Origin of the sequence: Sphingomonas sp. ATCC 31555 (assembly GCF_000282895.1) — a bacterium.
Lineage (GTDB): Bacteria > Pseudomonadota > Alphaproteobacteria > Sphingomonadales > Sphingomonadaceae > Sphingomonas.
Genome location: NZ_ALBQ01000027.1, coordinates 52,099 through 77,247, shown reverse-complemented (window position 1 = coordinate 77,247; position 25,149 = coordinate 52,099). Strand labels below are relative to the sequence as shown.

General features: G+C 68.0%; 17 protein-coding genes. 8 read left to right on the top strand and 9 right to left on the bottom strand.

Annotated elements, in window-relative coordinates:
* Position 1: 1 nt before the first annotated feature.
* From B215_RS0113035 to B215_RS0113015, 5 genes are all read right to left on the bottom strand, one after another.
* Positions 2–1,315: a Gfo/Idh/MocA family protein gene (locus B215_RS0113035; RefSeq protein ID WP_019370087.1), complete on the bottom strand. Its 1,314-nt coding sequence runs from the start codon at positions 1,313–1,315 to the stop codon at positions 2–4.
* A 59-nt stretch (positions 1,316–1,374) separates the two neighbouring features.
* Positions 1,375–2,763 carry a 3-keto-disaccharide hydrolase gene (locus B215_RS0113030; protein WP_236704507.1) on the bottom strand — a complete coding sequence of 463 codons (1,389 nt, stop codon included), beginning with the start codon at positions 2,761–2,763 and terminating at the stop codon, positions 1,375–1,377.
* Positions 2,764–3,053: 290 nt separating this feature from the next.
* The gene (locus B215_RS0113025; protein WP_236704508.1) at positions 3,054–4,229 is read right to left on the bottom strand and encodes a serine hydrolase domain-containing protein; all 1,176 of its coding nucleotides are present in this window, start codon (positions 4,227–4,229) and stop codon (positions 3,054–3,056) included.
* The gene (locus tag B215_RS0113020; protein ID WP_019370084.1) at positions 4,226–6,607 is read right to left on the bottom strand and encodes a penicillin acylase family protein; all 2,382 of its coding nucleotides are present in this window, start codon (positions 6,605–6,607) and stop codon (positions 4,226–4,228) included. Before B215_RS0113020 ends, B215_RS0113025 begins: the two co-directional genes overlap by 4 nt.
* Before the next feature lie 38 nt (positions 6,608–6,645).
* The gene (locus B215_RS0113015) at positions 6,646–9,594 is read right to left on the bottom strand and encodes a TonB-dependent receptor plug domain-containing protein (protein WP_019370083.1); all 2,949 of its coding nucleotides are present in this window, start codon (positions 9,592–9,594) and stop codon (positions 6,646–6,648) included.
* 247 nt (positions 9,595–9,841) lie between these two features.
* On the opposite strand from B215_RS0113015, the gene B215_RS0113010 reads away from it, so the two are divergent.
* From B215_RS0113010 to B215_RS0112975, 8 genes are all read left to right on the top strand, one after another.
* Positions 9,842–12,178: a penicillin acylase family protein gene (locus tag B215_RS0113010; protein WP_019370082.1), complete on the top strand. Its 2,337-nt coding sequence runs from the start codon at positions 9,842–9,844 to the stop codon at positions 12,176–12,178.
* A complete protein-coding gene (locus tag B215_RS0113005) occupies positions 12,175–13,761 on the top strand; it encodes an N-acyl-D-amino-acid deacylase family protein (RefSeq protein ID WP_019370081.1) in 1,587 nt (528 codons plus the stop codon). The genes B215_RS0113010 and B215_RS0113005 overlap by 4 nt, the downstream gene beginning before the upstream one ends.
* Positions 13,762–13,831: 70 nt before the next feature.
* Positions 13,832–14,878, top strand: coding sequence for an N-acetyltransferase DgcN (gene dgcN / locus B215_RS0113000; protein WP_019370080.1), 1,047 nt, complete (start codon positions 13,832–13,834; stop codon positions 14,876–14,878).
* Complete coding sequence (gene dgcA / locus B215_RS0112995) at positions 14,836–15,834, top strand: N-acetyl-D-Glu racemase DgcA (RefSeq protein WP_019370079.1); 999 nt, start codon at positions 14,836–14,838, stop codon at positions 15,832–15,834. The genes dgcN and dgcA overlap by 43 nt, the downstream gene beginning before the upstream one ends.
* Entirely contained in the window at positions 15,825–17,075 is a 1,251-nt protein-coding gene (locus B215_RS0112990; protein ID WP_019370078.1) for a dicarboxylate/amino acid:cation symporter, read from the top strand. Before dgcA ends, B215_RS0112990 begins: the two co-directional genes overlap by 10 nt.
* Before the next feature lie 24 nt (positions 17,076–17,099).
* Entirely contained in the window at positions 17,100–17,984 is an 885-nt protein-coding gene (locus B215_RS0112985; RefSeq protein WP_019370077.1) for a LysR family transcriptional regulator, read from the top strand.
* Entirely contained in the window at positions 17,981–19,411 is a 1,431-nt protein-coding gene (gene dacB / locus B215_RS0112980) for a D-alanyl-D-alanine carboxypeptidase/D-alanyl-D-alanine endopeptidase (RefSeq protein WP_019370076.1), read from the top strand. Before B215_RS0112985 ends, dacB begins: the two co-directional genes overlap by 4 nt.
* A 77-nt stretch (positions 19,412–19,488) precedes the next feature.
* The gene (locus B215_RS0112975; protein ID WP_019370075.1) at positions 19,489–21,585 is read left to right on the top strand and encodes a S9 family peptidase; all 2,097 of its coding nucleotides are present in this window, start codon (positions 19,489–19,491) and stop codon (positions 21,583–21,585) included.
* On the opposite strand, the gene B215_RS21565 is transcribed toward B215_RS0112975, so the two are convergent.
* The 4 genes from B215_RS21565 to B215_RS20125 are packed head-to-tail and all read right to left on the bottom strand — an operon-like array spanning position 21,571 to position 25,032.
* Positions 21,571–21,714 carry a hypothetical protein gene (locus B215_RS21565; protein ID WP_162839598.1) on the bottom strand — a complete coding sequence of 48 codons (144 nt, stop codon included), beginning with the start codon at positions 21,712–21,714 and terminating at the stop codon, positions 21,571–21,573. The genes B215_RS0112975 and B215_RS21565 overlap by 15 nt on opposite strands.
* Positions 21,711–22,595, bottom strand: a complete 885-nt coding sequence (locus tag B215_RS0112970) for a BadF/BadG/BcrA/BcrD ATPase family protein (RefSeq protein ID WP_019370074.1) — start codon at positions 22,593–22,595, stop codon at positions 21,711–21,713. Before B215_RS0112970 ends, B215_RS21565 begins: the two co-directional genes overlap by 4 nt.
* Positions 22,596–22,606: 11 nt before the next feature.
* Positions 22,607–23,671, bottom strand: coding sequence for a beta-N-acetylglucosaminidase domain-containing protein (locus B215_RS0112965; RefSeq protein WP_019370073.1), 1,065 nt, complete (start codon positions 23,669–23,671; stop codon positions 22,607–22,609).
* Entirely contained in the window at positions 23,662–25,032 is a 1,371-nt protein-coding gene (locus B215_RS20125; RefSeq protein ID WP_237718462.1) for a serine hydrolase domain-containing protein, read from the bottom strand. The genes B215_RS0112965 and B215_RS20125 overlap by 10 nt, the downstream gene beginning before the upstream one ends.
* Positions 25,033–25,149 lie beyond the last annotated feature (117 nt).

The following is a 25,149-nucleotide window of genomic DNA, read 5'->3' as shown; positions in this document are numbered from 1 at the left end:
TTCAGCCGCGGACCTCCCAGCCGGGTTCATAGTCGACCGACCACAGCTTCTGCGCCGCGGCTTCCTTGGGCTTACCGGTCGTTGGGTCCGTCGTGATCGCGCCCCCGCTGCGATAGGCGATGTTGCCCAGATGACAGAGCGTCGTGCTGATATGTCCTTCTACGATCGGGGAATTCAGCGCCCGCTCGGTGCCGCGGATCACGCCCAGGAAATTGGCGGCATGATAGATATCGAGCGCGCCTTCGCCGACGGTGCCGGTGGTTTCCGATTCCGCTGCCGCCTTCACTTCGCGCAGCTGCTTGCCGCCAAGATCGTACAGCTCGAAGCCGTTGCGATCGACCACCGCCGAGCCCCTGGTGCCGAGCAGCAGCGTGCCGCGACCCCGGCCGTAGCGGAGCATGCCGTTGCAGCTTTGGCCGTCCCAGCGGATCCTTCGGCCATCTTCATAGCCGAGCGTGAGCGCGAGCGTGTCGTACATCTCCCAATCGTCGCCGCGGTAAAAGCGGCGCTCGCCCAGCGCAGTGACCTTGCTCGGGTAGGATAGGTCCATCAGCCAGCGGGCGACATCCAGCTCGTGCATCGCGTTGTTGCACGTTTCGCCGGTGCCGTACTTCCAGAACCAGTGCCAGTTATAGTGGACGAGGTTCGAACGATAGGGGCCGCGCGGGCGGGGGCCCTGCCACATGGCCCAGTCCAGGTTCGGCGGCGGTGGCACGACCTGCCCCTTGCCGATCGACTTGCGGTTATTCGCATACCAGGTCTGGGCTTCGTAGATGTCGCCAAGCTCGCCGGCGCGGATCAGCTCCGCCAGTTGGCGCGTCTCGGCGCTCGATCGCTGCTGGTTGCCGACCTGGAGCACGCGGCCGGTGCGCTTCTGGGCGGCGATCAGCGCCTCGCCTTCTGCTGGCGCGATGCCGATCGGCTTTTCGATATAGACGTCGCGGCCCGCATCCATCGCATCGATCGCGACCTTGGCGTGCCAATGATCGGGCGTGGCGACGGTGATGACGTCGACAGCCTTCCGATCGAGGAGGCGGCGATAATCGCCGGTGGTTTCGACCGTGCTGCCATGCCGCTGGGCGAACTCGCTGGCGCGCTTGGCCAGCACCGCCGAATCGACATCGGCGAAGTGGGTGACCTGGACGTTGGGCTGCTTGGCGAACGCGCTCATATGCGCCTGGCCGCGGCCGTTCACGCCGACGATGCCGACGCGGATGCGATCGTTCGCGCCGAGGATCCGCGCATAGCTGCGCGCGCTCATCGCCATTGCGCCGACCGCGCCGGCGCCTTTTATCATCGATCGACGATCGAACATGGCAGTGCTTCCCCTCTTGTCTATTGTAGCTTTGTTTCCAGTGATGTGGCCTGTACTTTTCAGAAGCGGCGCAATTTGATCGAGCGGAAATCCACGCGGTCGCCATGATCCTGCAGCAGGATCGCCCCTTCCGCCGTGGTGCCGAAGCCGGTGATCGCGGCGAACTTGCTTTCGGCGATCCGCGCCTTCAGCGCATCGGAGCCGCGCGTATATTCGACAACCTTGAAGCCGTTGAGCCAATGTTCGACATGGTCCCCGCGCACCAGGATGGTTGCGCGGTTCCATTCGCCCGGCGGGTTGCCCCGCTTGCCCGGGCTCGACGGGTCCGAAAGGTTCCGCGCCGGGATCAGGTCGTACAGCGAGGCGAGGGTGCGATTGCCGTCGCGGCCCATCTTCGCATCAGGGTGGCGGGCATCATCGAGCAGCTGATATTCGAAGCCGACATTCGAAACTGCGCCGCCGGCTGCCGGGGCCAGCAGATATTTGATGCCGCTGTTGGCGCCTTCGCTCAGCCGGAAGTCGACCGAGAGCTCGAAGTTTCGGTAGCTGGCATCGGTGGCGATATCGCCGCCGCCGCCGTTTTTGTCGACCGTCAGCACGCCCTGTGCGATCGTCCAGCCGCGCGTGGGGAAGCCGCCACCTTTGGCCGAGTGCCAGCCTTTCGCGCTGCGGCCGTCCCACAGCAGGGTCCATCCGGCGCGGCGCTCGGCGGCGGTCAGCTGGTTAGGCTGCCAGCCCTGCTGTTCCAGCCGGCTCTCAGGCAGCGCATAGCGGGCGGGCGAATCAGTGAGGATGCGCAGGCCCTTGAACCGCACCTCGGGGCCCTTGGCCGCCACCTCGTCCGGCAGCGCATGCACCTGGAACGCCAGGAAGCCGCGCGCATCGGTATCGTCGACGATATCGGCAGCCGGCACGCCGTTGATGAAGGTGCGGATGCGATGGCCGATCGCTTCGACGCGGTAGTGATTCCAGTCGCCCGGACGAAAGGCATTGCGCGCGGCTTCGTTGCGGCCGAGCGTGTAGAGCCATTGGCGGCGCTGTTCGTCATAGAGGCCGGCGCTCCACGCGCGGGGCGAGGGATCGATCTCCGCCTGGTAGCCGAACACGACACCGCTCCGATAGTCGGGCCGGCTTTGGCCGCGGATCATCATGCCCGAGTTGAGCGACGGATCGGTCTTGGCGTCGAACTCGACGATGAAGTCGCCATAGAGCTGGTCGGACACCAGCCAGCTATTGCCCTTGCCGACCACCGCCCGGCCGACCAGTTCGTCACCCACCACCGTGTAGGTGGCGTTGCCGCCTGTGCGATGCCATCCGGCAAGGCCCGGCTTCGGCATGAGGTTGCGCCACGGCGCTGTGGGCTGCCCCCCAAGCGAAGGGGAGGCGGTGGGGAGAGTGAAGGCGGCCATCGGAAGGGCCAATGCCAGTAGCGCGATGGTGCGGACCACGATCTCTCCCCTTGTTCATTCGGCTTGCCGGCACGATTGAAGCTTCGCGCCGAAAGCTGTTGATACGTTAGGCGTAATTTCTGGTCCGGCCAGTTGCAAGCGAGTTGTCAGGCAACCGGTGGTTAAACTTTCCTGAATTGCTGTCTTTGGTCAGGCACCGGGGCCGCTGCGGCGCGCATGGTGCCTTGCGCCACGCGGCAAGTTTGCCGTTGTTGCGCGATGATCCACGCCGTTGCACGGCGCGCTATTGCGGCAATGATTTGTGTTTCCGCCAGTGTGCAGGATCGCGATCAGCGTCGGACGGCGGCGGCATCGATCGCGGACAGCAACGCGGTGTGGATCGCAATGCGCGCGTCGGCGATCCGCTTGTTGCCACGGCTGGGGTTCACCCGATTGCTGAGCAAGATGATGAAGGCGTTGCGCGAACGATCGATATAGATCGAGGTGCCGGTGAACCCGGTGTGCATCAGCGCGTCGGGGGCTGCGCGCGGCCCGGCGAAGCCGCCGGATGCATCGGGCATGTCCCACCCCAAGGCGCGCGAGCTTCCGGGAACGACGGTCTGTCGCGTGGTGAACGCCGCGATGCTGGCGGGTTTCAGCAGCTGCCGGCCGTGGCGGCGACCATGATCGAGATAAAGCTGCGCAACCTGGGCCAGATCCGCTGCGGTGGAGAACAGCCCGGCATGGCCTGCGACTCCGCCCAGCACGAACGCATTCTCGTCATGCACCTCGCCGCGGATCAGTCGGTGCCGAAAGACGTCGTCCTGCTCGGTGGGCGGAATGCGCGCGATCCGGCGTGCCGGCGGATTGAAGCCGGTATCCTTCATGCCGAGCGGCTCGAAGACAGCGTCGTGCAGGAACCGACCCAGCGGTTTGCCCGCCAGGCGCTCGACGATCTCGCCCATCAGGATCATGTTCTCGTCGCGATACTGGTAGCGGGATCCGGGTTCCCAGGCGAGCGGCATATGGTCGATCCGTGCGAGCAGTTCCTGCCGGTTACGGCTGTGCTGCCACAGTAGCTCGGAAGTGAACAGGCCCGAGCTGTGGCTGAGCAGGTGCCGCACCGTGATCCGATCATGCCCGGGCGCGCCGCCAAAGGCAGGAAGATACTCGGCCACCGGCCGATCGAGATCGAGCAATCCGCGATCGTAGAGCAGTTCTGCAGCCGTCGTCGTACCGATCACCTTGGTGAGCGATGCGAGATCAAAAATCGCGTCGCGGGGCATCGGAGGCGCATCGGGCGCCGCGGACATCCTGCCGAAGCTTCGCAGCGCGACGAGCCGGCCCTGCATCCCGACCGCGACCACCGCGCCGGGAAAGGCCTTGCCGACCCAGGCCTGGACCTCGGCCCAGGCAGCATCGAAGCGCGAGCCCCGAGCTGCGGCGGCGGCATAGTCCTCCGGAAGCGGGACGGCGATGACCGCGATGCCGATGCCCAGTGCCATTTGCCGTCGCGTAAGCTTCATGGGCGGAGTTCCGTGACCTGCCGGGCGTGCGCGTCGACAGCCTTCCGGCTGAAGGGGAAGCGTCGCGTCTGTCCCGCGATCCAGGCAGCGTAGGTGTCGCGGTAATGCGGCGAGCGCGGGTCGATCGACTGGCCGGGCAGCGCAAGAACCCGCGACTCGTCCCAGTTGCCGACATCGTTGACGATCAGGAAACTGGCACCGTGGCTGACGGTGCAGTCGCGTGCCGCGACATAGCCGCGCGCCATCACCGTGAAGCCATCGCCGCCCGATCCTCCGCCTTCAATCGCGGGCAGCGCCGCGGCAATCGCCGGAAGGCGAGAGAGCGGGTGCCGCAGAACCACCCGGTGCGCATCGCCCCAGCGCCACTGTGCGGGATCGGGGCCGAACGTGCGTAGCGCCGACTCCCAGCCCTTGGCCAAGGCTGCCGCAAGCATCGCATCGCGCGCCGCTATCGGCTCCGGCCCGAACCGCGCGTCGGGCTGGGCGAGCAGCGCCAGCATCGGGCGCGGGTCGACCGACTTGACCAGATCGCGCGCCGCTGGCGGCACTACCGCCGCGAGGAACGCCTTGCCCAGTTCGATCCAGAACATTTCGAACAGCGCGGCGGGCGCGGACTCCGCCTCCAAATGCATGTCCCAGCGCCGGAGCATTGCCGCTGCGGGGCCTGCGGCGCCGTCGAGGCGAGCGGGCAAGAGCGGGATGAGCGCACGTGCGGGCAGCGACAGGGTGTCCTGTTGTAGCGCGACGCTGCTTTCGATGCCGTGCTTGCTCGGCTGACGCAGCACCTCGACGATGCGTTCGTAGCGATAGGGCGCGTTCCAGGTGAAGCTGCTGACCCGCTTGCCCGGCGACCAGCTATCCGGAAGATTGAACTGGTTGGCCGAGGCGAACCAGCCGCTTGCGGGATTGAGGACGGACGGCATTTCCTGCGTCGGCACGATGCCTTGCCAGTCGTAGCGGCCATCGCCCGGCACCGGCAGCAGGCCATCGTGACGCGCGCGGATGGGGACGTGGCCGAGCATCCGCCAGCCGGTATTCCCGTCCCGATCGGCATAATGGAGATTGGTGGGCGCGACGTGCAGCCGGGCGGCCTCGGCCAGTTCTTCCCAGTTCTTCGCCAGGTTGAGCGCGATGATGGCGAAGGTCATGTTGGCGCCGGGGCGAAGTGATACCGATGCCATCGCCGTGGCCCGCAGCGTCTTCGGGTCGTGCCGCAGCACCGGGCCGTACTCGGCATGGCGCGAGGCGACGCGCACGTCCGGCGCGTCCTTCACGCGGATCGTGTGAGTCACCGTCTCGAAGCGCTTCCACATGCCCCCGTGGCGATATTGCTCGGGATCGTCCGGGTTCAGCGCTAGGACGAACAGGTCTTCCTGATCGATGTGCGTGTTGGTGCGCCCGAACGCATAGTGATCGGTATGTCCCTGCATGATGCCGGGCATGCCGGGGCTGCCGGCACCGATCACATCAAAGCCCGGCGCGGTCAGATGGGCGAGGTGGCGCGGCGAAAATCCGCCGATGCCCAGATGCGGATCATTGGCAAGAATGGGTCTTCCGGTGGCAGACTGCGATGCCGGGATCGTCCAGGCATTGCTGCCATGCGCTTCGCGATCGAGGCGGTCGTACACCGGATCATAGTAAGCGAGCACCTCGTCGCTCCAGGGCAGCGGTCCTTCGGTCGTTGCGAGGATACCCAGATCGGCCTTGGAGACCGCGCCCAGATCGAGACCTTCCGGAATTCGGGGCTGCCAATCCCAGGCGAGCGGCGCGACCAGCGCATCGAGATCGAGCAGACCGCGCGCCGCCAGCTGCGCGCGCCGGACCTCGTCGGTGGTACTGCCCATGTCACCGCTGCGGATGCGGACCAGATCGGCGACGTCCCAGCGCAGCGGACGCAGCTGCAGCACGCCATATTCGGGCGGCAGGTCTGCCGGATTGGCCTCCAGCTCGGCGATGCGCGCATTGATGCCGGCCACATAGGCCCGGGCACATGCGACCACGTTTGCGGGCAGCGCTGCCAGCTCGCCCGCGATGTCGCCGCGGAAGTGCAGCAGGCGGGCGGCTTCGTCATAGGGGACGAAGCGCGCGCCGAACGCCTCCGCCAGCCGACCGAGATCCCGCCGGAGCTGGAGGTCGATCTGGAACAGCCGATCGCGTGCGACGACATAGCCCTGGCCGAAATAGGCGTCAGGGATCGATTCTGCGCGGATATGGGGTACGCCCCATTCGTCGTCGACGATCGTCACAGGTCGGCGTGCGCCCACGGCCTTCACCTCTCTCCCGGCCGGATCGCGCCGAGCCGCGCCCGCTGCGCCCCGCCACCCGGTGAGGGCGATGGCGGCGCAGGACACCAACAGGAAGCGGCGGCGATAGTTCACGCGGGTAGCCGTTGGTGCGCCATCCCCGCCGCGGCCGCTCAGCGCGTTTCGAAGCGGATGCCGATGCGGAAGGCGCGGCCCAGCAGATCCGAATAGGTGCTGTTCGCCGCCAGCCCCGTCTCCGGCAACAGAATGGGATCGCGATCGAACAGGTTGGTGACGTTGAGGAACAGCTCGCCGCGTGCGCCGCTGCCCGTCTTGATCTTGGCGGTCAGGTTCAGATCGACGTACAAGGCACCCGGAATATGGTTGTCGTCGATCGTCGGGAACTGCGAGACGGTCGCGGCCGGGCGACCGACCGGGCAGTTGCTGCTGCACTCGATATAATTGTTGCCATAGGTTCCGCTGCTCACGCCGCGCGCCGTGCCCGTCACCGAGAAATGATCGTTGTCGTAGCTGGCATTGAAGCGATAGATCCATTTGGGCGGCGCGGTGCCGCTCAGCTGGCCGACCACGTTGATCGGCACGACGTTCGGCACACCGCTGTCGGTGATGTTGCGGATGTACCGCGTCGCCAAGCCGTGCAGGGTCACGGCGCCGGGTGCCTTGCCGAAAATCTGGTCTAGCCCGATGCGGTAGCTTGCGTCGAAGTCGATGCCGCGCACCGACTGCCGCGCGAAGTTGAACGGGCTGGCGCGGAAGAACAGTTCGCGGTCGCCCGTGGGATCGGGGCCATAGGCAGAGCAGAATTCGGTGCGGCCTTCATAGCAGCGATTGATGATGTCCTGCGCGAAGAACTGCCCGATCGCATCCTTCAGCTTGATGTCGAAACCGTCGACCGAAGCCGAGAAGCCCTGGAGAAAACGAGGCTGGAGCACCACGCCGATATTGGTCGAATCGGCTTTCTCCGGGCGAAGATTGGGGTTGCCGGTGGTGATCTCGCGGAAGGTTACGTTGGTGCGCCCGGTCGCGGGATCGGTCAGCGTGTTGGTGCGCGACGTGCCCGACTGGAACAATTCGCTGAGATTGGGCGCCCGAATGTCGCGCGAGCGGGTGGCGCGGAAGCGGATATCCTCAATCGGTTGCCAGCTGGCACCGACCTTCCACGTCGTCACATAGCCCGAGGTGGAGTAATCGGTCGCGCGTACCGCGCCGTTGAACTCGATGCCGAGGCCCAGCGGAACGACGGTTTCGAGATAGGCTTCCTTGACGTTGTAGCTGCCGAAGGTCGGCAGGAAATTGCCCACCGACCAGCCGGTCTGAAACTCCACCGGCACGGAGCCGGAGACGGATTCCCGGCGATATTCGCCGCCGACCGCGACGCTGACATCGCCGGCCCAGGTGGCGAACGGCGTCAGCGACAGGTTGGCACCCGCCACCGTCTGCTGCAGATTCTGGTCGCGATAGGGATCGCCGAGCACATAATCGATGGCGCCCTGACTGGCGACGCCGATGCCCAGCCGGTTGAGCGGCACGCAGCCATTGGTGGGCGCGGTCAGGGTAGACCGGCACACGATCGTTCCCGCCGCTACGCCCAGGGCATTGCCGGCGGGCGCGGCCACCGCGTCGGTCGCGTTGGCCATGCGGGTGGTGTTCATGATGTCGCGCAACTGCTCATGCGCTCTGGTTTCGCCATATTGGCCGTAGATGTTCCAGACGGCAGCCTTGCCGAATGCCTGGAACTCACCCTCTGCGCCGACCGCATAGCGCTGCACGTCGCGACTGCTGTTGTTCTTGCGATAGGGCAGGTCGACCGAGGTGGAGCCGATCGTGACGGAGGTGACGGCGGCCCGCTCCGCCGCGGTGATGAGCCCTGCCGACACCGCATTGCCCAGCGCGGCCTGCAGATAGGGATTTGCGGCGCTGAGGGTGGTGCTGGTGGTCAATTGCGGCCCGGCATTGAACAGCGTCTTCTGCCAGTTGTACGATGCCTCGGCGAAGAGCGAGATGCCGTTGGTGATGTCGTAGCTCACCCGTCCGAACACGCCGCGGCGATCGTCGTCCGCATCCAGGCCGATGTTGCGGCCCTGATCGTTGAGCTGCCAGTCGCCGCCCTGCGTCAGCGACGGGGCTGTGGCGCCGCCCAGCGCAGGGAAGGTGAGCGCGCCATATTGGAACCGGTTCGCCGTGCCGCCCTGGCCGAAATAGAGGCCGCGCAGCCGGTTCGCCACGCCGCCGCTGGAATTGAGGATGATCCCGCCCGGCGTTGCGTTGGCGACCCCCACAGGCTCGCGGATCAGGAATTGCGGCTGGCCGTTGGTGTTCGTGTAGTTCGGGTTGGTGATCCGAACGCGCCCGCGTGCATTCCATTCGCGATCGACCTGGAAGATGCCGTCGCGATGCGCCCATTCGCCGCTGAGCAGCACATGGCCGCGTCCGTCCCTGCCGAAGTCGGTTCCGGCCGCGGCGCTGAAGGAATAGTTGCCGCCGTCGCCTCGCCCGGTGATGCCGCTATCGGCCAGGATCTTGAGACCCTTGTACTTCTTGTCGAGCACGAAGTTGACGACGCCGGCCACCGCGTCCGAGCCATAAGCAGCCGAAGCGCCGCCGGTGACGATCTCGACGCTCTTCACCAGCGCCTGCGGGAAGGTGTTGACGTCGACGAGGCCGGTCACGCTGGACCCTACCGTCCGCCGACCATCAAGCAACACCAGCGTCCGAATCTCGCCCAAGCCGCGCAGGTTGAGCGCGTTGATGCCGGCAAGCCCCGAGCTTATCGCCAGGCGCGAGTTCGAGGGCCGCGTAGAGCCGGCGAGCGCGGGCAGCTGGTTGACGAAGTCGGCGATGTTGTTGGTGGGCGAGGTGTTGCGGATGTCCTCCAGGGTCGCCACCGTCACCGGCGTGGGCGCCTGGAAGCCGTTGCGCAAAATGCGCGTACCGGTGACGATCAGATCGTCGCTGGACGGTGCCTGGGCCTCGGCTTCCGCCTGCGATGGCGGATCGCCGGGGGCGTTCGTCTGGGCGAATGCCGGCACCGCCAGCGCCATCGACAAGGCCGCCACGCCGGTTCCGGTCGATAGTAGCCGCCGCCATGATCCGTCGGTCATCTGCAATCCCCCTGGTTAATGCGTATCGAGCGTGATTTCCCTGCGGACGGTCATTTTCTTGTCGCTGATCCGTACTAGGGGCGATGGTGCAGGGCGAAGGCGAAGCAGGTCAAGGGCAACCCAACTTCCGATCGTTTGGTGTGCCATAGCCTTCGCCTATGGTGCGATTGCGCGCGCCTCCCGCCGCTCTATGCTCCCCTCGCGACCGCTTATGCGGGGCCTGGGCATAGCCGGACAAGGGGAATTCATGGTCGATCGCCGCACCTTCCTGCTTGGCGCCACGGCCTTCGGCGCCTTCGCGCCTTGGCGAGGGTCTGCCCGGTCACTTGCACCGGCTGCGCGGATCGAAGTGGCGGGGCTTTCGCGGCCGATCGAGATCATCGACGATCAATGGGGGGTGCCGCACATCCGGGCCGCAACCAAGGCCGACGCTTTTTTCGGCCAGGGCTATGTCGTCGCGCGCGATCGGCTGTTCCAGATCGACCTTGCGCATCGTCGCGCCATGGGGCGGATGGCGGAAGTGTTCGGCGCGGAGTTTGCCGATCATGATGCGGCCGCGCGGCTGTTCCACTATCGCGGCGACCTCGACGCCGAACTGGCCCGCATTCCGCGCGACGTTCTCGAATGTGTGCGCGGCTATGTGGCGGGGATCAATGCGCGAATTGCCGAGGTGGCGCGCGATCGTACGCTGCTCCCGCTCGAATACCGCATCCTGGACGTGATGCCGCTGCGCTGGCAGTTGACCGATCTGGTGCTGGCGAGAGGCGGCTCGATCGGCAATGTCGATGACGAGGTGCGGCGCGCACGGTTGGCTGCGTTGGGGCTGCTCGAACTGGACCGACTGGTGGCCCCGCTGCGCCCCCATATCGCAATGACCGTGCCCGATGGGCTCGATCCGCAACAGGTGCGCGAGGCGGATATGGGCGTGCTGCGGCTGGGCGCGTTGCCGTTCGGCCGCGACACGCCGACGCAGGACGCGGACGATATGATGAGCGCCGCAAATGCGGGATCGAACGCGTGGACCGTGGCGGGGAACCGCACCGCTACCGGGCGCCCTATATTGGCGAACGACCCCCATCTCGGCATCGGCGGCTTCGGGCCTCGCCATGTCGCGCATCTGACCGCGCCGGGCCTCGACGTAATCGGCGGCGGCGCCCCGGGGCTGGCCGGGATCATGCAGGGCCATACCGATCGCTTCGCGTTCGGCCGCACCAATTTCCACATCGATCAGGAAGACCTGTTCGTGTTGGAGCTCGATCCGCAGGATCCCGAACGTTATCGCCACGATGGCGGCTGGAAGCGCTTCGTGCGGCACGATGTCGCCATTGCGGTGAAGGATGCGGATCCGAGGCAGGTGGTGCTTCGCTATGCGGTGCAGGGGCCGGTCCTTTCGCACGATCCGGCGCGTGGGCGCGCAACCGTTCTGGCGTCGGTGGGGATGCAGCCGGGGGGCTCCGGCGCCTTCTCGATGGTGGCGATCAACCTCGCCCGCGACTGGGCCGGCCTGCGCGAGGCGTTCAAGCTGCACCCGTCGCCCACCAACTTCCATTATGCCGATGTGCGGGGCCATCACGGCCGCCAGGTGATCGGCTTTTGGCCGCAGCGAAAGCGGGGCAACGGCCTGCTGCCGGTGCCGGGCGATGGCCGCTACGACTGGACTGGCATGCGCGATTTTCGCGCGTTGCCCAGCGACTATGATCCGCCGGCGGGCTGGTTTGCTTCCGCCAACCAGAACAACCTGCCGCCCGACTGGCCGGCCGAGCGCAGTCCCGCCTTTTCGTTTCGCGACTCCGCGCGCTACGATCGGATCGCGCAGGTGCTGTCGGCGCAGAGGCGGCACAGCATCGCCGACAGCGTGGCGCTGCAGCACGACACCTTGTCGCTGCTCGCGCAGCGGTTCCAGGCGATGCTGCCACGCCAGCCCTCGCAAGGTGCCGCAGCGGCGGCGACGATGCTCGCGCGCTGGGATGCGCGGATCGAGGGGGCAAGCGGCGCGGCGGCGCTGTACGAGATCGTGCTGCGCGCTCTCAACGCCCGGATGATCGAGGCGCTGGTGCCGGAGGCAGCGCGCAGCCTGATCCCCGCAATTGAGCCGCCCGAACTGATCCGCGTGGCAGCCGCACGACCGGACCTCATCGACGCATCGCTCGCCGCCGGATGGGCGGAGGCGGTGACGCTGCTGGGCAGCGATCCGGCGGCGTGGCGCTGGGACAAGCTGCACCGGGTTCGTATCGCGCATCCGCTGTCGCGTATCCCCGCCATTGCGGCCGCGTTCCCGCCGGTCGAGGCAGGCGGATCGGGCGGCGACAGCTTCACCGTGATGGCGCGGTGGCTGGGGAACGGGCCGGACTGGCGGGTAGGCGGCGGCGCGAGCTATCTGGAAGTGATCGACGTCGGTGACTGGGATCGCTCGGTGATGCTCAATCTGCCGGGCCAGTCGAACGATCCGCGATCGGTGCATCGGCGCGATCAGGTTGCCCCCTGGATTGCGGGCACGATGCAGCCCATGCCGTTCAGCCGTGCCGCCGTGGACGCAGCTGCGGCCGTTACCACTCGCCTTCAGCCCGATAGGAGCCCGCAATGAAGCGCCTTTTCCTGACCGCCCTTGTCTGGTGCGCCGCCACCGCATCGAGCGCGCCGCGCGTCGACGTCGTGATCAGGGGCGGCACCATCTACACGGGTGCGGAAACGGCGCCGTTCGTCGGCGACGTCGAGCTGGAAGGCGACCGCATCGTCTATGTCGGCCGGTCGCGCGGCACGGCGGCGGGCAAGGTGATCGATGCGCGCGGCATGATCGTCGCGCCCGGGCTGATCGACGCGCATACCCATCCGGAAAGCTATATCCGCTCGGCAGATCCGAAGGCGCGGTTGAACCTCCCCTGGCTGGCGCAGGGGGTCTCCACGGTGGTGATCGGCGTTGACGGCTACGGCACGTTCGAAGTGGCGAAAGACGCGAAGGCGCTGGAAGCAAGCGGCATCGGCACCAATGTCGTGCCGTTCGTCGGCTTCGGTTCGATCCGCACGCGCGTGCTCGGCGAAGACGATCGGGCGCCGACGCCCGCGGAGCTGTCGGAAGAGAAGCGCCTCGCCGCGACCGCGATGTGCGAAGGTGCCTATGGCCTGTCGACCGGCTTGTTCTACCCCCCGCAAAGCTTCGCAAAGACCGACGAAGTCGCGGCGGTCGCCAGCGAGGTCGGCAAGCGCGGCGGCATGTACGATACGCACCAGCGCGATGAATCCAGCTATTCGATCGGTCTCCTTGCTTCGACCCGAGAAGCGATCGAGATCGGCCGCATCGCCGGCACGCCGGTGCATTTCGCGCATCTGAAGGCACTCGGCGTCGACCTGCAGGGGCAAGCGCCCGCATTGATCGCGACGATCGAGGCGGCGCGGCGCGCCGGTCAGGACGTGACTGCCGATCAATATCCGTGGCTCGCCTCGGGCTCGAGCGTCGATGCGTCGCTGGTGCCGAGCTGGGCGATGGACGGCGGCTACGCCAAGCTGATCGCGCGCTTCGACGATCCTGCCACGCTGGCGCGGCTGAAGGCCGAGATGACGGAAAATCTGCGCCGACGGGGCGGGGCAGGGTCGCTGCTGCTGACGGCGCAGGGACAGCCCTGGAGCGGCAAGACGCTCGCGGAAATGGCGAAGCAGTGGCAGCTGACTCCGATCGATGCGGCGATCCGCATCCTGCGTACGCCCGATGCGGCGGGCACAGGGCCGGCGGGCACCGACGTAGCCAGCTTCAACATGGCCGATCGCGACGTCGATCTGATCATGAAGCAGCCCTGGGTCGTGACGTCCTCCGACGGATCGAACGGGCATCCGCGCCAATACGCCACTTTCCCGCGGCTCTATCGGACCTATGTCGTCGAGCGGAAGGTGATCAGCCTGGCGCAGTTCATCCGCCGTTCTACCGGGGCCATCGCCGACATGTATCGCATCCCCCAGCGCGGCTATCTGCGAAAGGGCTATCATGCCGATGTCGTGGTGCTGGATCCGAAGCGTTATGCGCCGCGCGCCGATTACCTGCATCCGCGCGTGACCAGCGTCGGCGTGGCGGCGCTGTTCGTCAACGGGCAGCTCGCACTGGCGGACGGCGCGGCGACGGGCGCCGCGGCGGGACGCGCGCTGCTGCGCCCCCGGCCGAGCGGGTGCGACCAATAGCCGCGCGTTATAGGCGGCGACCGGAGAGCGATTGGCGGCGCTCGCACCGGCGCTCCTATCATGCCGCATCATGACCATTCCCGCTCCCTACCTCCTCTATCTCGGCCATTCCGATGACGAGATCGGCCTCAAGACATCGCGCGGTCTGGCCGCGTTTCGCCGTGAGGATTGCGTTGGCGAATGGCGGCACGACGATTGCCCGTTCACGCTCGGTCTGCCGCGGATGGATGCCGCCGCCGGCCGTGCTGCCGGCGCGCAGACGCTGGTGCTGGGCATTGCCAATCCGGGCGGTCGCTTCCCCAACTGGATGATCGGTGATGCGCTGGCCGCGATCCGCGCTGGGCTGAACATCGCGTGCGGGCTCCACGAGCGGCTGCGCGACGTGCCCGAACTGGTCACGGCGGCGGCCGAGGCCGGCGTTGCGCTGTTCGACGTGCGCGATGCGCCGACAAACCTGCCGGTCGGCAACGGGCGGCGGCGCGCGGGCAACCGGCTGCTGACGGTCGGTACCGACTGCTCGGTCGGCAAAATGTACGCGACGCTGTGTCTGCGCGACGCGCTCCGGGAGCGGGGGATCAAAGCCGATTTCCGCGCCACCGGCCAGACCGGCATCCTGATTGCGGGGGGCGGGGTGCCGCTCGACGCGGTGATCGCCGATTTCATCGCCGGGGCCATCGAGACGCTGGCACCGGCGCGCGAGGACGATGGCTGGGATCTGATCGAAGGGCAGGGATCGCTGTTCCACCCTGCCTTTGCCGGCGTTTCGACTGGGCTGCTCCATGGTGCGCAGCCGACGGCGCTGGTGCTTTGCCACGATCCGGTGCGCCCGCACATGCGGGGCCTGCCGCATTTTCCGATGCCGGGGCTTGCCGAGTGCCTGGAAACCAATTTGCGCGTGGCGCGGCTGACCAGCCCTGACGTGCGCGCTGTCGGCGTGGCGCTCAATACCGCCAAGCTGGAGGAGGTTGCCGCCCGGCGGCTGTGTCGCGAGACCGAGGATGCGCTGGGACTGCCCTGTACGGACCCTTATCGCTTCGGATCGGAGGCGATCATCGACCTGCTGCTGGAGACATCATGCGCCGCACCCTCGCCGCTCGTCACGACCGCTTTGCGCTGAGAACGCCGTTCCGCATCTCCCGCGGCGTCAAAACGGCCGCCGATGTGGTGACGGTGACGATCTGCCAAGGCGGAACGCAGGGTTGGGGCGAGGGCGTGCCCTATCCCCGATATGGCGAGACGGTCGAAGGCGCGATCGCGGAGGTCGAGCGGGTGCGCGCGCTGATCGAGGAAGGGGCGACGCGTGCGGACATCCTCCAAGCGATGCCTGCGAGCGCCGCCCGCAACGCGGTCGATTGTGCATTGTGGGACCTGGAAGCCCGGCTGGCGGGGACCAGCGTCGCGGCGCTCGCCGGCGTTGCACCTGCCGATGCGATCGCCTCTGCCATCACGATCGGGATCGACACGCCGGAGGCGATGGCGCGGGCTGCAGGCGATGTAGCGCAGGTTCCGCTCCTCAAGATCAAGGTCGATCGGGACGGAGCCGCAGCCCAGATCGCGGCGGTTCGCGCCGTTGCGCCCGCGCCGCGGCTGATCGTCGATCCCAATGAGAGCTGGCGGGTGGAGGATATCGCCGATCGGCTGCCGCTGCTGCGCGAGCACCGTGTCGACCTGCTTGAACAGCCGGTGCCGGCGGGCGAGGATCAGGGGCTTGCGGCGCTGGCGGGCGCGATTCCGATCTGCGCCGATGAGGCGCTCCACACCCGGGCAGACCTGGATCGGCTCGCGGGTCTGTACAGCCATGTCAACGTGAAGCTCGACAAGACCGGCGGCTTGACCGAAGCATTGGCGCTGGCGGAAGCGGCACAGGCGCGGGGGTTCGGGTTGATGGTGGGCTGCATGGTATGTTCGTCGCTGGGGATCGCGCCGGCGATGCTGGTGGCGCGGGAAGCGGCCTTTGTCGATCTCGACGGGCCGCTCTGGCTGGCCGAAGATCGCCCCGGCGGCGCACGCGACGCGAACGGAATCCTGACGGCGCCGGCCCCCGGCTTTTGGGGAAGCGCGGGTTGCGCGTGATCCGGGGCTGGTTCGCGATCCCGCTGTGGAAGCGGGTGGTCGGTGGGTTGCTGCTGGGCGTCGCGCTCGGACTGATCTGGCCGGAGGGCGCAGGCGCGGTCCGGCTGGTGGGCGAACTGTTCGTCCGGCTGATCAAGATGCTGGTGGTGCCGGTGGTGCTGGTCACCATTTCGGCGGGGATTGCGACGCTCGGCGATCCGCGGCGGCTGGGGTCGATCGGCCTGCGCACCGTGGGGCTGTTCGCAGCCACTACCCTTGTGGCGGTATCGATCGGAATGGCGATGGGGCTGGTGCTGCGCCCCGGCGTCGGCATGTCGCTGGGCGGCGTGGTGCCGCATCCGCTGGGGCCGCCGGTCACGCCAGCCGAGCAGCTACTGTCGATCGTGCCGCTGAACATCGTTGAGGCGCTGGGACGGGGCGACATGCTGGCGATCATTTTCGTCGCCGTCCTCCTCGGGGCCGGCAGCGTGATGGCAGGCGAGGCCGGCAAGCCGGTCGTCGCGCTGTTGCAAGGGCTTTCTTCGGTGCTATTGCATATTGTTCGCGCAGTGATGGAGGTGACGCCCTTCGGCGTTCTCGCACTGATTGCCCAAGCAGTAGCAGTGAACGGCGCAGCCGTGTTCGTCCATGTCGGCTGGCTGGCGCTGGCGGTGGTGCTGGCGTCGCTCGTCCAGATGCTGGGGGTACATGCCGTATTGATCGGCCTCGTCGCCCGGCTGCCGGTCGTCCGTTTCTTCCGCGGCATTGCCGACGCGCTGGTAGTGGCCTTTTCGACGGCGTCGTCCTCCGCGACGCTGCCGGTGGCGCTACGCGTGGCGCAGGACAATCTGGGCGTGTCGCGCGGAGTTGCCTCCACCGTGCTGCCGCTCGGCGCCTCGATCGGCAAGGACGGCACCGCCATGTATGTCGGGCTGCTCGGCCAGTTCGCGCTTCAGGCCCTAGGCATCGTGCCAGACGCGACGATGCTGGTCACGATGCTGCTGACCGGGGCGCTGGCGGCGTTCGGTACCGCGCCGGTGCCGTCGGCATCGCTGTTTATGCTGGCGGCGATGCTTTCTGCGGTCGGCGTAGGTGCGGAGCAGACTGCGTTGGTGGTGGGTCTGGTGCTGCCGTTCGACCGGCTGCTCGACATGACCCGCACCGTGCCCTCCGCTTCGGCCAATCTGGCCGTCGCTACGCTGGTGGCGCGGGGGGAGGACGAACTGGACGCCGCGCGCTTTCGCGGGCCGGTGGCCGAATAGGGGCGGGGGCGCTAGGCTGCATCCATGAACCTGCGCCATATCGAGATTTTCCACGCCGTGTACGTCAACGGATCCGTCTCTGCAGCCGCTCGCGCACTGAACGTCTCGCAGCCCTCGGTATCGAAGACGCTCCGCCACGCGGAGAGCCTGTTGGGGTTCGAACTGTTCCAGCGTTCCAACGGGCGTCTGCTCCCTACCGAGGACGCGCACGCGCTGTTTGCGGACGTCGCCGACATCCAGGAGCGGGTGCGCGCGTTGCGCGAGGCGGGGCGCAACCTGCGCGTCGGGGCGGGGACGACGCTGCGGATCTCGGCATTGCCCAGCCTGGGGTTGGGGGTGTTGCCCGATGCGGTGTCGCGCTTCCTCGTGCGAAGGCCCGATGTCCGCTTCGACCTTCAGACCGTCCATCACGACGATCTGCTGCGCAAGCTGTACGAGCGCGAGAGCGATATCGCGATCGCCAGCGAGCCGCCGCGCGGCGTGGCGCTAACCCATAGCTGGCTGGGCGAGGGCGAACTGGTCGTCCTGTACCGCGAGCGCGACATGCCGGATGCACCGCCGCGGCTGGAACTGTCGCAACTGGTCGTCCGACCGGTGATCTCGCTGAAAGGCAGCGGCCCGATCGGCAAGCTGCTGTCCGAAGAAATCGACCGGCTCGGCCTGGTGCTGAACGAAGTGGTGGTGGCACGGACCTTCTACATCGCGGCGGCGCTCGTGCGCGCGGGCGTCGGGCTGGCGATCGTCGACAATTTCACGGCGGCCGCATCGATGGCGCCTGGGTTATCGATGCGGCCGCTGCGCCCGTCGATCACGTTCGATGTCCACGCCATCCACCTGCTCGATCGACCGCCGTCGATGCTTGTGGCGGAATTCCTGACGATGTTGAGCGAGGAGATCGAACGCCGATGAGCTGGCCAGCGCTGGTTGCCCTGATGCTGGCGGGGGCCCCCGCCGATGTGCCGCCGCCGCTGCCGCCGGGGGTGACGGAGGCCCTGGCCAGGGCGCCGGAGGGCACGCGCATCGGGCTGGTCGTGATCGATGCGGAGGGGCGCGAGATCGTCGCGCTGCGGCCGGACGAGCGTTTTATCCCCGCATCCAACACCAAGTTGTTCACCACCGCCGCCGCCTTCGAGACGCTGGACGTCGCGGTTCCCGATGGGGCGGGCGGCGCAACGGTGCGCCTCGAGGGCCGCGGCACGCCCGCGGTCGTCCTGGCGGGCCATGGCGACGCGCGCCTGTCCTCTGCGCCCGATTGCCGTGTCGATTGCCTGGCGGATCTGGCGGCAGCGGTGGCGCAGAAGGTGCGGGCGGTGGGTGATGTGGTGGGCGACGACACCGCGTTTCCCGATGAGCGCTGGCCATTAGGCATGAGCTGGAACAACATGGCGGGCGTGTACGGCACGGCCATTTCCGCGCTGACGCTGGATGACAATGTCGTGACGCTGACCATCGCGCCGGGCGCGGCTGGCACGCCGCCGCAGGTTACGGGCGACGGCTATTATCGGATCGACAATAGCGCCACGACCGGCCCGGTCGGCAGCCCGCGAACGCTGTCGTTCGAACGTGTGCCGGGTAGCGATCTGCTGCGCCTGACCGGCAGCATCGCCGAGGGAAACCTTCCTGTGGCACTGTCGGTGGGCGTCGACGATCCGGCACACCGCGCGGCTTGGCGCTTCGCGCAGCTGCTGCGTGCGGCAGGCGTGAAGGTGAAGGGGCGGATCGCCGTGCGGCATCGCTCCCTTGTACCGGCCGACGATCCTGCAAATCGTGGCGACGCACCCCTTGCAGCGCCGTCAGAGGCGACCGTGCTGGCGCGGCTCACGCCAGCGCCCCTGAGTGAGGATCTGCGCCATACCAACAAAGTGAGCCAGAATCTTCATGCCGAGCTGTTGCTGCGGCGGCTTGGCTCGAGCGGCTCGGTGGCCGACGGGCACGCCGTCGTCGATGCGCTGCTTGCCCGCGCCAAGGTTGCCAAGGGCGCGGTTGAATTGGCCGATGGGGCCGGCATGTCCAGCTACAACCGCGTGACGCCGCGTGCGACCGTGGCGTTGCTGCGCTGGGCCGCCACCCAGCCTTGGGGAGCGGCATGGCGTGAGACCTTTCCGGTCGCCGCGAGCGACGGGACGCTCGCCCGGCGCTTCACCGGCACGCCGCTCGCGGGCAGGGTATGGGCGAAGACCGGGTCGCTGAATGCTACCAGCGCGCTCGCCGGATATTTGACCGCTGCGAGCGGGCGAACCTTGGCGTTCGCGGCGTATGCCAACGACATACCCGGCGGCACCAGCGCGACCTCGGCGATCGATGCGGCGCTGGTGGCGATCGCCGCCGCCCATTGATCGCATAACCGGGCAATAGGTGGGGCATAGCCACCAGGCATCTGGCCGTACCGCCGCGCGCCGCGCATAGTCGGGCCATGTCGAGACGCTCCCTTTCCGCTCGCCTGTTCCTGCGCCCCACGCTGCTGCTGGGCGCTGCGCTGCTCACGATCGGCGCTGGCGCGACGCCGCCGGACCACGAAGCAGCCATTGCCCGCCTGCTCGGTCTGCCGATGAGCGTGGGGCTGGTCGGCGCAAGTGAGCGGCCGGTCTTCGCGTGGGTGGAGATGCGTGCGGGAGTGCGCACGCTCTGGGTGTCGCCGGGCCCTGGCCAGTCGCCGCGTCGCCTGACCGACACCCGCCGCGACGACGGCGTCGACCTCCACCATCTGGCGCTCAGCCGGGACGGCGCGACGATTGCCTGGACGCAAGGCGGCGACGGTGAATTCCCCGATCTCCCCCCGCCCAACAGCGGCCACGCCGCGCGGGGCGGCACCCAGACGGTGTGGGTCCGCGCCACCGCCGGCGAGGCTATACCGCGGGTGCTGGGGGAGGGCCATTCGCCTGTCTTCTCGCCCGATGGCAGCCGCGTGGCGTTCCTTTCGGGCGGAACGTTGCTGCTCGCGGAGGTGTCTGGCGGCGCGGCGACGAAGCTTGCGCAACTGCCCGGGACGATCGAGGACCTCTCCTGGTCCCCCGATGGCAAGCGACTCCTGTTCGTAAGCCGGCGGCGCGATCACGGTCTGGTCGCGCTGTTCGATCTGGCGAGCGCGGCGCTTTCCTACCCCGATCCGGCGATGACGCAGGACGTCTCGCCGATCTTTTCGCCGGACGGGCGGTCGCTCGCTTTTATCCGCACCGTCGCGCCGCCGTTCGGCGCGACCGGCACCGAGGCCTCCTATTGGAGCGTGCGGGTGGTGGAGCTCGCGACGGGCAAGGCGCACACCGCTTGGCGCGCGACACCGGGCGCTGGCGGGCGCTATTACGGCACCCGCACCGCCAACCTGTTCTGGAGCGCCGACGACCGGCTGCTGTTCCCATCGGAGGCCAGCGGCTGGGTGCATGTGATGGCGGCGCCGGCGCGCGGCGGCACCGCCGTCGACCTGACGCCGGGCGAGGCCGAGGTGGAGAATTTCACCCTTTCGGCCGACCGCCGCACGCTGATCTATGCCGGCAATTTCGGCGATGTGGAGCGGCGACACCTATGGCAGCGCCCGCTGGCGGGCGGCGCCGCGCGGCAGCTGACGGCGGGAGACGGGATCGAAGGCTTCCCCACAATTGCCGGTGATGCGCTGGCGGTGGTGGCCAGCGGCGTCCGCGTGCCGCCCCATGCGGCGCTGGTAAAGGCTGGCGGTGGGCTTGTCCCGATGGTCGCGGGCGGCGATCCGGCCGAAACCGGCGACTTCGTCGCGCCCGAGCCGGTGCGCTTCGCCGCCGAGGATGGCGTCACCGTCCACGCCACGCTGTTCAAAGCGCGCGGCGGGAGCAAGGGGCCGCACCCGGCCCTTATCTTCCTCCATGGCGGCCCGCGGCGGCAGATGCTGCCCGCCTTTCACCTGATGCCCTATTATGCCAACGCCTACCTGCTCAATCAGCACCTGGCGATGGATGGCTTCGATGTGCTGGCGATCAATTATCGCAGCGGCACCGGCTATGGCCGCGCCTTTCGCGAGGCGGCGGAGACCGGACGGGAGGGTGCCAGCGAATATCGCGACGTGCTGGCCGCCGCCCGCTGGCTGGCGGCGCGGCGCGATGTCGATCCGCGCCGCATCGGCCTGTGGGGCGGCAGCTGGGGCGGCTATCTGACCGCGCTGGGGCTGGCGCGGGATAGCGCCATCTTCGCCGCCGGCGTCGACCTGCACGGCGTGCACGACCTCGTCCGCACGCCACCGCCGATGCTGCCGCCCGAGGTGCAGGCGCGTTGGCGCGAGACCGCTTGGCAATCCTCGCCGGCGTCCGCGCTCGATCGCTGGCGCTCGCCGGTGTTGCTGGTGCACGGGGACGACGACCGCAATGTCGATTTCGCCCAGTCGGTGCGGCTCGCCGAGGCGCTGACCGCGCGCGGGGTCAAGCTCGACACGCTGATGCTGCCCGGCGAGCGGCACGAATTCTTCCGCTACGAAAGCTGGGTGAAGGCCTATGCCGCCACGGACGGCTTCCTTGCCGGAGCGCTTGGCGCGTCACCCAAGCAGTAGCGCGAGGGCGTTGGAGGCAAGGAGAGGCGGGGCGGCTGGCGGCGACGGCAGCACACCTGCTGCGGGCCGGGCGATCGGTGCCAGCGCCGCTATGCCGGCGGCGGTGAGGAACTGACGACGCTGGATCATTGCAGCTTCTCCTGAAGCGGGGCGGGCAGACCCGCGAGATAGAGGGCGCCGCTCAGCGCATCGCCGAGCGGGTCGCTAAGCCGGGCAACGGTGCGCGCCCGCAGCCAGGGCCGCACTTTCGGCGCGAGGCCGCCGAGCAGCGCGCAGCGGGTCGCGCCGCGTTCGAAGATCGTTTCGATAAACCGCTCGATATGGCCCACCGCGTCCTCCACGATCGATCGGGCGATAGCGTCGTCCGCTTCGGCATAGGCCATTACAAGTGGCGCGAAGCTGCCATAATCGCGCGGTGTCGCCTGATCCATCCAGGCGATCGCGCGGGCGGTGTCATGGCCGAAGCGCTCGGTAACGGCGGTGCTGAGCGGCGTCGCACGGGTGCGGCCGTCGAGCGCGCGCAGCGCGTGGCGCATCGCGCTTAGGCCCAGCGCCGCGCCGCTGCCTTCGTCCGAAATGGGGAAGCCATAGCCGCCGATGCGGAAATTCTCGCCGTTCACCCGCACCTGGGCGACGCTGCCGGTGCCGATGATCAGGATCGCGCCGTCTCCCCCGCCATGGGCGCCCAGATTGGCGATGCCGGCATCGGTATCGTAGAGGGTCTCCGCGAAGGGAAAGCCGAAACCCTCCAGCGCGGCGAGCACGCCGGGCCGCGAGATGCCGGCAATGCCCATCGCTGCGCGGATGCCGGCGACCTGCGTGTCGTCGAGGCCCGCCGCGTGCACCGCCTGCGCGGTCACGTCGCGCAGCGTGGCATAGAGCGACTCCAGCCCGAGCCCGGCATTGGCCGGCCCGGCCTGCGCCGTCGCGAGCACTCGGCCGGCAGCGTCCACCAGGCGGCAGCGGCAGTTGCTCCCGCCCGCATCCACGCCGAGGAAGAATTGCGTCATCCGATCCTCCCCTACTGGGTCTGCACTTCTTCCAGCGTCGTGCGGAAGCGCCCGTCGAGCCAGTCGGTGATCTCCCGCGCCGCGGGATGATCGATGGCGCCGTAGCGCGTCCGCAGCTCGGCATGGCGCGGGCCGAGATTGTCCAGCCCGGTATCCTGCAGCGGCAGGATGTCGCGGCGCAGCACCGTGGCGAACTCGCTGCCCAGCACGGAAGTGGCCGCATCCAGGAACGCCTCGCCATAGGCATAGCGGCTACCCTGGCGATAGCTGGCGGCCAGCGTGAGCGCAGGGATGCAGGAAAGCAGCGGCTGCGACGCGGGGTTGATCGCATGGCCGCTGACATGGTGGCGTATCGCGGCGGGCCGCCCGGTAAAGGCGCGCAGGTGCAGGAATTGCGACATGCGCACGCCGTCGTTCACCGGATAATTGTCCCACAGGCAGACCTTGCGGCCGAGTTCGTCCTGCACGCGCTTGAGATGGGCGACCCCGATTTCGCGCGAGACCACTTCCTCTCCGGTCCAATAGACGCGGACCTGGCGATCAAGATAGCGGCCGAGTTCGGAAAGATAGGCCGGTGGCCGCCGACCCCAGGCGCGCTCCAAGATGGGATCGTCCGAATAGAAGCTGGGGCAGAAGAAAATGCGGCTCGCGCGGCTGTTGTTGGCGCAGAAATCGACGAGTTCGGCTTGGCCGCGCGCCAGATCGGGCAGTTCTGCCGGCAGATCGTCGAACAGGATCGCCAGATCCTGGATCCCCAGCGCGTCGAGCTGGCCGAGCTTGTAGCGCAGCGCCGCGCGCGAGTCCTCGCCGAACGGATGCGTGCTGCCGACGGGAGTCAGCGCCACGCCGAAGCGGACGCCGAGCGCGCGGCACTCGGCGGCGAAGGCAGCGATGGCGGCGAACTGTTCGGGCGGATGCGGCTCGCGCCAGCGGCGGCGCAGGAACGGATCGGCCTTGGGGCCATAATGGTAGAACCGATAGCCAGCCCCCGCCAGCGTGCGGAGCACGGTCGTTCGATCGGCCCAGCTCCAGGGCTTGCCGAAAAAGCCTTCGATCAGGCCCAGATTCAACGCCATGCGTGCTCCCTCCTATCGCCTGGATCATTGCGTGCCACAGCCGCCACTGCACCGCGCAGCACCGCTTCCTGGAGCTTGCCCAGTGCGGGATAGGGTTCGCCTTCGGGCCGGTGCACGCGATTGGTTAGCAGGACCACGCTGAGCCCCAGCGACGGCGAGAAGGCGAACCAGGTGCCTGTGAAGCCGGAATGGCCGTAAAACGGCGCGGCGATGCCGGCGAGTTCGGTCTTGTGGAAGCCCAGTGCCTGATCGAGGTCGAACGGCGTCTGCAGGAACGCGGCGATCGTCTTGGCGGGAGCAAGCCGCCAGCGGCCATGGCAGCCGCCATTCATCAGCAGTTGCGCATAGCGGGCGAGATCGGTCGCGGTGGAGAACAGCCCCGCATGGCCCGCCACTCCGCCCCAGCCGAGCGCCGCATTGGCGTCATTCGCCTCGCCGACCAGCATGTTGGTACGATAGCCGGAGAAGGGCTGGGCCGGGGGGTACGGCGCGGCGGGATAGGGTTTGCCGGTTTCCGCCATGCGCCGTTGATACGCGTCGCCCGCCGAGGTGGCGGCGGCGCGCCTGCGCTGCTCGGGCCTCGGCAGAAAGCCGGTCTGGCGCATGCCCATGGGGCGATAGAGGGCATGCGCGACGTAACGTTCGAGCGGCATGCCGCCGACCTGGACGACGATCGCGCCCAGCAGCATGAAGCCGAGATCCGAATAGGCGAAGCGCGCGCCGATCGGGTACCGCAGCGGCAGCGCCGCCAGATACGGCAGCACGCTTCCCGATTCATCGCGGTGTAGCCAGGTTGGCTGCCACTCCCACAGCCCGGCGCGGTGGGTGAGCAGTTGCCGCACGGTGATGGTGGCCTTGTCCGTGCCATCGAAGGCGGGCAGCAACGTACCCAAGCGCGCGTCGAGCGACAGGCGCCCGGTACCGACGAGGTGAAGGATCGCGGCGGTAGTCGCTTCGACCTTGGTGATGGAGGCCATGTCGAACAGGGTATCGACGGTCATCGCACGCGGCGTGGCGAGCGCCTGAAGTTCGCCGCCGGGTTTGGAAGCCAGGCGCTGAGCATCGCCGAACGCGGCGCGATGCACCACCTGGCCATCCCGCGCGACGAGAAGCACGGCGCCGGCATAGAGCGAACCCACGCCGCTGCGCACCGTCTCGTCAAGGGCGGTGAAGCGGGGATCGTGTTGCGCGCGCGGAGCCTCGCGCAGGACCGGGCAGGCCGAGGGCGGCGCAGGTGCCGCCCCTGCGGCCGACGCGGCGAGGATCGCCGTACACGCCGTCAAGCACCCCCGCCGCAGGGCGCGGTGAAAACGGCGCTTCCGCGCGTCCGGGATCGTCGTGCCCGCCATCCTCCCAGCCATAGCATGGCACCTGGGAGCGGCCCATTCCACGATGGCGGGTCGCCATAACGGATCGCCATGGGCGCTGCTTTACAGCCGTCGGCCGGATGTGCGACCTGCTTGGCGAGGGGGGAAGCG